This is a genomic window from Achromobacter sp. (assembly GCF_032102605.1).
GTDB lineage: Bacteria > Pseudomonadota > Gammaproteobacteria > Burkholderiales > Burkholderiaceae_B > Achromobacter.
Genome location: NZ_DAMDGT010000006.1, coordinates 355817 through 362993, shown reverse-complemented (window position 1 = coordinate 362993; position 7177 = coordinate 355817). Strand labels below are relative to the sequence as shown.

Here is a 7177-nt window from a genome sequence, read left to right as displayed (position 1 = left end):
ACTCCTCAACAGAAAATTCTACTTCTGGATCCAACGCTTTTACGGGGGGATTACCTCAGTGCCTGGAGCGAGCCGGTCTACGCCGAGATCTTCCGCTTTCCTGATCCGGCTGAAGCGAAGTAGCGCGGGACGGCGGCCGTTATTCAAAATGGCCGCCTGCCGCGCGGTGGGTCAACTGCCATCCCTGTGTCTGCCAGGACAATGCATGGGTGGGCGAAATGCCCGCCAGGAACTGCGCATCATGCGACACCACCACCATCGCACCTGGATACTCCCTTAGCGCATCCTCCAGCGCCTCCGCCGACGCCATGTCCAGATGATTCGTCGGCTCATCCAGCAACAACAACTGCGCCGGCTCCTTGCGCCACAGCGCGCAGGCCAGCGCGGCCTTGAGGCGTTCGCCGCCGCTTAATGTTCCGGCAGGCCCGTTGACCAACGCGGGACCCAGGCCCAGCAGCGCCAGACGGCTGCGCAGTTCGCCATCGGGCAGCGCGGCGCCAAGCATGTGCAGCGTTTCCACCAGGGACTTGTCGTCGGCTATGCCGGATGCCCGCTGATCGAGCATGGCTGTCGGCACGCGGACGTCGCAAATGCCTCGGGCAGGCATCACATTCCCCGCCAGCATCGACAGCAGCGTGCTTTTCCCGCAGCCGTTGGGTCCGCGTATAGCCAGGCGAAAAGGGCCGGAGAGTGTCAGCGTCAAGGGATGAGTCCCCAAGGGGTAGGGGGGCATTGCATCCTCCAGGTGCAGGACGCGTCGGCCTTGCGGCACGGCGGTCTCGGGCAGAGCCAGTGCAATGCCAGCCGTGGGGTTCACTCGCGCGGCGGCTTGCGTGACGGCCTCGTCCAGTGCGGCGCTGGTTTGCAGGCGGCGCAGGTTTTCCCGGCCGGCGTGCGCCTGGGCGTTGGCCTTTTTCATGCCCAGCAGGATGGGAGCCTGGTTTGCGTCGCGCGCTTGACGCGCGTTTCGGGCATTGCGTTGTTGCTGGGCGTCGTGCTGCTGGCGCAGGGCGCGCAGGCCGGCGGCCCGTTCGTTGCGGGCGTGAGCCAGGGCGGCGTCCAGTGCGGCGTGTTGCTGGTCTCGATGCGTGCGGTAGGCGGTGTAGTTGCCGGCGTGCGCCGTAAGTGTGCCGCGGTCGAGTTCGACGATGTGGGCCATGGCGTCCAGCAGCGTCCTGTCGTGGCTGACGACGAGCAGGCCGCCGCGCCAGGCGCGGATCTGTGCCATGAGCCAGCTGCGGGCCCCGGCGTCCAGGTGGTTGCTGGGTTCGTCCAGCAGCAGGCCGTCGGGCTGTCGCATCAGGGCGCCCGCGAGCGCGATGCGTGTCAGTTCGCCGCCGCTGGCAGCCGCCGCGGCGTGGCCGGGCTCCCAGGCCGGCAAGCCGGCGTTGGCGAGCATGCGGGCCCACTCGTCGTGGATGCGCCAGTGGCCGTCGGCCAGGTCGAAATCTGCCTGGCAGGTGCTGCCGGCTTCGATGCGCGTCAGGGCGTTCAGGATGGGTGCGATGCCGGCGATGTCGGCAAGTGTCGCGCCTGCGGTTCGCGGTTGGTCCTGGGGGACGTAGGCGATGCGCCCTTGGCGGACGATGCGGCCGGATTGCGTGGCCAGGTCGCCTTGCGCCAGGCGTAGCAACACGGATTTGCCCGCTCCGTTGCGGCCGACGAGGCCGTGACGGGTGGTGGCGAAGTCGTGGCTGACGTCGTCGAGCAGGATGCGGCCGTCGGGCAGCGCATGGCTGACGTGGCGCAGGCTGAGGAAGGGCGCCGCGTCCCGCGGCTGAAGTGAGGTGTGCGCTGCTGCGGGCGCGCGGGAAGACTGGGCCATAGGAAGCTCTCCGGGGTCGATAAGACACGTTGCGCAGGGCGCAAACGGGGATCGGGGGGAGGGCTTAGAGGGTCATGGCCGGACGGGTCTCCGCGAGGAGGATCAATGGACGGTTCGAACGATGCGCGCCGGGAAAGTTCCTGGCGCGAGGCTCGTAGTGTATTCCGATGGGCGGTTGGCCGGGCGGCGCGACGGGAGTCGCCGTGGACGCCTAATCCTCCAGCAGTCGAAGATCCGGCGGCCGGTTCTCGATGATGGCTTCCATGCTGAAGAATCCGGTCACCGTCGACAGTTCAAAGTCCGTGATCAGCTTTTGGTAGAAGCGGTCATACCCTGCCATGCCGCGGCAGACGACTTTGATCAGGTAGTCCCAGTCTCCGCCGATGCGATAGAACTCGGTGACTTCCGGCAGGCGTTCGACATGCTGGCGGAAGCCGTCGGCCCAGGCCTTGGCGTGGTGGCTGGTGCGGATCATGACGAAGACGGTCAGGTCCAGCCCCAGGGCGACCAGGCTGACCTCGGCCCGGGTGCCGCGGATGATGCCGCAGGCGTTCAGGCGTTGAAGCCTGCGCCAGCAGGCGTTTTGCGACAGGCCGACGCGATCTGCGAGCTCGCGCTGGGACAGTGCGCCGTCTTTTTGCAGGCAGGAGATGATGCTTAGATCAAGTTTGTCGATTTTTTCCATGGCATCGATCATATGACCCGTTTTCATGAATTAATAGCAAAAAAACGGTGATGTTTCATCCGGGCTTTCCATCGTATGATATTTGCGAACAGTTCGGAACAGACATCCCATGAATACGCATTCCGCCGCAGCCCCGCAACGGGTTTCGGTCTCGCCGTTGCAGCAATTTCAAGACAGCCTGAATACGCCGGATATCGCGGCGGCGCTTGCCGATGGATTGATCGGCAAAGACGCCAGCATTGACGGACCCTTTGGCGCCAAGCCCCTGGTCTATGCGGACTACGTGGCTTCGGGCCGGGCGCTGATGCAAGTCGAGCGCTTCGTCCTTGAGCAGGTGCTTCCGTATTACGCGAATTCGCATACCGAAGCCTCGTACTGCGGCGGCTTCATCACGCGCCTGCGCCGCGAGGCCCGCGCCGCGATTGCGCGGTGCTGCGGCGCCAGCGACGAGCACGCGGTGATTTTTTCGGGGTCGGGCGCCACTGCCGGCATCAATCGGCTGGTGCATCTGTTTGGCGTGAACGCGGCGGTGGCCGCGGGCAAGCCGGTCCGGGTTGTCATCGGCCCGTACGAACATCATTCCAACATCCTGCCGTGGCGCGAATGCGGCGCCGACATCGTCGAACTTCCGGAAAGCCCGGAAGGCGGGCCGGACCTGGCGCAGCTTGCCCAGGCGCTGAAGGCCCCGGAAGGCACGCTGGTTGTCTGCGCGCTGTCGGCTGCGTCGAATGTGACGGGCATCGTGGCGGACGTGGCCGGCATTACGCGGCTGGTCAAGGCGTCCGGCGCGAAGATGCTGTGGGACTACGCGGGCGGCGCGCCTTACCTGCCAATCCGGATGTCGCCGGCTGCCGACGCGCAGATCGACGCTATCGTGTTTTCGCCGCACAAGTTCATTGGCGGTCCCGGCGCGTCGGGCGTGCTGATCGTGCGCCGCGATGCGGTGCTGGACACGACGCCGACCTGGCCCGGCGGCGGCACGGTCAAGTTCGTGTCGCCCGCTGGCCATGATTACAGCGGCAGCCTGGAATCGCGCGAAGAAGCGGGCACGCCGAACGTGGTGGGCGACATCCGCGCCGCGCTGGTCGTGCTGGTCAAGGAGGCCCTGGGCGCCGACTTCATGCAGCAGCGCCATGCGCATTTCGTGCGGCGCGCGCTGGCCGCCTGGAAGGGCGCGGAGCGTCTGGAGCTGCTGGGATCGCTGTCCGCGAACCGTTTGCCGATCTTTTCTTTCCGGGTGCGCGATGGCAAGGGCGGCTTTGTCCACCAGCAGCTGGTGACGCGCATGCTGAGCGATCGCTTCGGTATTCAGGCTCGCGGCGGCTGCGCATGCGCGGGGCCTTATGTTCATCGGTTGTTGGATATCGACGATGCGATGTCGCTTCAGATGCGGCAAGCGATCCTGGACGGTCGCGAGATCGAGAAGCCCGGATTTGTCCGGTTGAACTTCAGTGCGCTGTTGTCGGACACGAAGGCGGATTTCATTCTGGAATCGGTGCTTGCGCTGGCGGCGGACGCGCCGGAGTACCAGCACCTGTACAGCTTCGATCCCAGCCGCGCGATTTTCTTCCCGCGCGACGCGGAGAAGAAGGCGGCGTGATGCTGCATTAACCCACCCGCGATCGTGGCCGCAACGGCGGCTGCAATCGCGTGGCCCGTGCCGCGGTCCCGTTCAGCCGGGGCTGCAGCCACAATCGCAACGCCTTTTCCCGATCGCAATCGCCGATCACGCCGCGATCCCGGGCGCGATGCCAGGCCTGCGGCTTCGCCGCAATCAATCCTTCATCTGCAGGCCACACGCCCGGATCCACGAGGCCTTCATGCCGGTGAGATCGTCGGAAGCGCCCGCCAGTTTGCGCGTGACCTGATCAGAGAACTGCACGCCTTTGCGGCGGCAGGCTTCGAAGTCATCGCTTAGCGCAAAGCGCGCGTCCAGCAGGTCCAGGCGGCCCTGGCACAACTCCCTGTTCAACTGCAGGTCATTTGCGGACTCGCGGGTGCGCTGGGCATCCTGCGCCTTATCGATGCGGGCCAGTTCGGCGCCCACCCGCGCGATGCAGTCGTCGTCGGCAACGGCGGGCGCGCTGGCGCATGCGGCGATGAGCAGAAGGGCAGCGAGGGATGGGCGGTGGAGTGCGGCCATGCGGGGAAACCTTGGTATTGCGCTAAGAATGGCTTGCATCATAACTGCTGCGAAATACCCGCGTGACGCGCGGTGCCGCACACGCTGCCACTGCATGGAAAACCAGTATGGCAAATCAGTTGAACGCGTCTACCATCGTTGGGCAACTGCGTGACACGCCAGGCGCATGACATGACACTCTGATGCCCGATGGCGGGCAGCGTGTCAGACACGAAGATCCAACCTGCAACGGGAATTGGACGTGTATCCGGCTGAAGTTCTGTTTTATCAACTCGTTACGACGGAGATGAAAGAGAATGACCAATACGCTTATCAGTGTCGATCTGGAACAATCCCCCTACGAGAACAAGCAGATCCACAATCGTTGGCACCCGGATATTCCGATGGCCGTGTGGGTGAAGCCGGGGGACGATTTCATCCTGGAAACCTACGACTGGACCGGCGGCGCGATCAAGAACGACGACAACGCTGACGACGTGCGGGACGTGGACCTGTCCACCGTGCATTTCCTGTCGGGGCCCGTGGGCGTAGAAGGCGCGGAGCCCGGCGACCTGCTGGTGGTCGACCTGCTGGATATCGGCGCCAAGCCCGACAGCCTGTGGGGCTTCAATGGTTTTTTCAGCCGCAACAACGGCGGCGGCTTCCTGACCGAACATTTTCCGCATGCGCAGAAGTCCATCTGGGACTTCCATGGCATGTTCACGTCGTCGCGGCACATTCCCGGCGTCAACTTCGCGGGGCTGATCCACCCCGGCCTGATCGGCTGCCTGCCGGACAAGAAACTGCTGGACACGTGGAACCGGCGCGAGCAGGCGCTGATCGACACCAACCCGAATCGCGTGCCCCCACTGGCCAATCCGCCGGCGCCCAAGACGGCGCACATGGGCGCGTTGCAGGGCGCGGACCGCGACAAGGCCGCGGGCGAGGGCGCGCGCACGGTGCCGCCGCGCGAGCACGGCGGCAACTGCGACATCAAGGACCTGTCGCGCGGCGCGCGCGTGTTTTTCCCGGTGTATGTGAAGGGCGGCGGGCTGTCGGTGGGCGACCTGCACTTTTCGCAGGGCGATGGTGAAATCACCTTCTGCGGCGCGATCGAAATGGCGGGCTGGGTGCACATGCGCGTGTCGCTGATCAAGGGCGGCATGGAGAAGTACGCCATCAAGAACCCCATCTTCAAGCCCAGCCCGATCACGCCGGCCTACAAGGATTTCCTGATTTTTGAGGGGATCTCCGTCGACGAAGGCGGCAAGCAGCATTACCTGGACGTGAACGTGGCCTACCGGCAGGCCTGCCTGAATGCCATCGAATATCTGAAGAAGTTCGGCTATTCGGGCGCGCAGGCCTATTCGCTGCTGGGCTGCGCGCCGGTGCAGGGGCATATCAGCGGGGTGGTCGATATTCCGAACTCGTGCGCCACGCTGTGGCTGCCCACCGAGATCTTCGATTTCGATATCCAGCCTTCCGCTTCCGGGCCCGTCAAGCACATCCCGGGCAACGTGGACATGCCGCTTTCGCGCGACCGCTAGGAGACGACGATGCCGATGTATGACTATGCGTGCGCGGACTGCGGAGAATTTGCCGCGCTGCGGCCGCTGGCGCAGTGGCGCGATCCGGCAGCCTGCCCGCAATGCGCCGCGATGTGCGGCCGCATCGTGGGCGGGGCGCCGGCGATCTCGGCGCTGTCCTCGGCCGTGAATCGGGCGCGGGCGGCCAACGAACGCAGCGCGAACGAGCCGCGCAGTTCGCGGGCGGGGCACGGCATGAACTGCGGCTGCTGCGCGGGTGCGCGTTCCCGGGGCAAGACGCGCACGTCGGCGGATGGCGCAAAGTCGTTCGCGGGCGCGCGGCCCTGGATGATCAGCCACTGACGAGGGGCAGGGCGGCCAGCCGCCTTGCCCCGCCTGCTGGCGTCATGGCGTGTCTTCCTGCCCCGCCTCGGTGTCCAACCCCTGCATGTTGTCCAGCAGCTTCAGCAGGTAATGCAGGGTGTGGCTCAGGTCGCCCATGGAGAAATCGGCCAGGGCGCCTTCGTAATAGTCGTGGATGCGGGGAATGGCGTCGTGCGTCCAGACCTTGCGGCCGCTATCGGTCATCGTCACCAGGCGCGAACGCCGGTCGCGGCCGTCGGGGGCGCTGGCGATGTGTCCGTCGCGTTCCATGCGGCTGATCAGGCCCGACAGGCTTTGGCGGCTGACCATCAGGTAGCGCGCCAGATCACCCACGCTCATCCCCCCTTCGGCCTCGGGCCGCGACAGCGCGCCCAGCACGGCCCACTGCTGAGTGGTCAGTCCCAGGTGTTCGACTGCACGGCTGCCGGTTTTATGCAGCATGTTTGCACATTGATACAGTCGAAAGAAGAGGCGGTTGGCCAGTTCCATCCTGGCGATTTCGGTGTTTTTATTAGGGTATTTCATAGGTAGCTATCACTGGTCCGCAGGCTTGAAAGCCCGCCGTCGAGTCTCTAATATACGTCAACATGTTTACGTATATCGGCTTCGGTCCGTCGTCGTGCAGCAAGGATACC

7 protein-coding genes are annotated in these 7177 nt (G+C 65.0%); 3 read left to right on the top strand and 4 right to left on the bottom strand.

From position 1 onward, the window contains the following. Positions 1 to 139: 139 nt before the first annotated feature. Both RT614_RS16655 and RT614_RS16650 read right to left on the bottom strand, forming a co-directional pair. A complete protein-coding gene (locus tag RT614_RS16655) occupies positions 140 to 1825 on the bottom strand; it encodes an ABC-F family ATP-binding cassette domain-containing protein (RefSeq protein ID WP_313623219.1) in 1686 nt (561 codons plus the stop codon). Between the two features lie 211 nt (positions 1826 to 2036). Continuing rightward, entirely contained in the window at positions 2037 to 2510 is a 474-nt protein-coding gene (locus RT614_RS16650; protein WP_202946579.1) for an Lrp/AsnC family transcriptional regulator, read from the bottom strand. A 109-nt stretch (positions 2511 to 2619) separates the two neighbouring features. On the opposite strand from RT614_RS16650, the gene RT614_RS16645 reads away from it, so the two are divergent. After that, positions 2620 to 4110 (top strand): aminotransferase class V-fold PLP-dependent enzyme, encoded by a 1491-nt coding sequence (locus tag RT614_RS16645; RefSeq protein WP_313623218.1) that lies wholly within the window; start codon positions 2620 to 2622, stop codon positions 4108 to 4110. Positions 4111 to 4284: 174 nt separating this feature from the next. Here the strand turns inward: RT614_RS16645 and RT614_RS16640 are convergent, their stop codons facing one another. Continuing rightward, on the bottom strand, positions 4285 to 4653 hold the full coding sequence (locus RT614_RS16640) for a hypothetical protein (protein ID WP_313623217.1): 369 nt from the start codon (positions 4651 to 4653) through the stop codon (positions 4285 to 4287). A gap of 296 nt (positions 4654 to 4949) precedes the next feature. Between RT614_RS16640 and fmdA the strand changes: the two genes are divergently transcribed. Beyond that, the gene (fmdA, locus tag RT614_RS16635) at positions 4950 to 6179 is read left to right on the top strand and encodes a formamidase (protein WP_313623216.1); all 1230 of its coding nucleotides are present in this window, start codon (positions 4950 to 4952) and stop codon (positions 6177 to 6179) included. Between the two features lie 9 nt (positions 6180 to 6188). Next, positions 6189 to 6521 carry an FmdB family zinc ribbon protein gene (locus RT614_RS16630; RefSeq protein WP_313623215.1) on the top strand — a complete coding sequence of 111 codons (333 nt, stop codon included), beginning with the start codon at positions 6189 to 6191 and terminating at the stop codon, positions 6519 to 6521. Positions 6522 to 6563: 42 nt separating this feature from the next. Here RT614_RS16630 and RT614_RS16625 read toward each other — a convergent pair whose 3' ends face one another. Further along, positions 6564 to 7031: a MarR family transcriptional regulator gene (locus RT614_RS16625; RefSeq protein ID WP_313623239.1), complete on the bottom strand. Its 468-nt coding sequence runs from the start codon at positions 7029 to 7031 to the stop codon at positions 6564 to 6566. Positions 7032 to 7177 lie beyond the last annotated feature (146 nt).

Coding starts and splice junctions, on each gene's coding strand:
- RT614_RS16625 (WP_313623239.1), bottom strand. CDS start 7,031: ATGGAACTGGCCAACCGCCTCTTCTTTCGACTGTATCAATGTGCAAAC.
- RT614_RS16630 (WP_313623215.1), top strand. CDS start 6,189: ATGCCGATGTATGACTATGCGTGCGCGGACTGCGGAGAATTTGCCGCG.
- RT614_RS16655 (WP_313623219.1), bottom strand. CDS start 1,825: ATGGCCCAGTCTTCCCGCGCGCCCGCAGCAGCGCACACCTCACTTCAG.
- RT614_RS16650 (WP_202946579.1), bottom strand. CDS start 2,510: ATGGAAAAAATCGACAAACTTGATCTAAGCATCATCTCCTGCCTGCAA.
- fmdA (WP_313623216.1), top strand. CDS start 4,950: ATGACCAATACGCTTATCAGTGTCGATCTGGAACAATCCCCCTACGAG.
- RT614_RS16645 (WP_313623218.1), top strand. CDS start 2,620: ATGAATACGCATTCCGCCGCAGCCCCGCAACGGGTTTCGGTCTCGCCG.
- RT614_RS16640 (WP_313623217.1), bottom strand. CDS start 4,653: ATGGCCGCACTCCACCGCCCATCCCTCGCTGCCCTTCTGCTCATCGCC.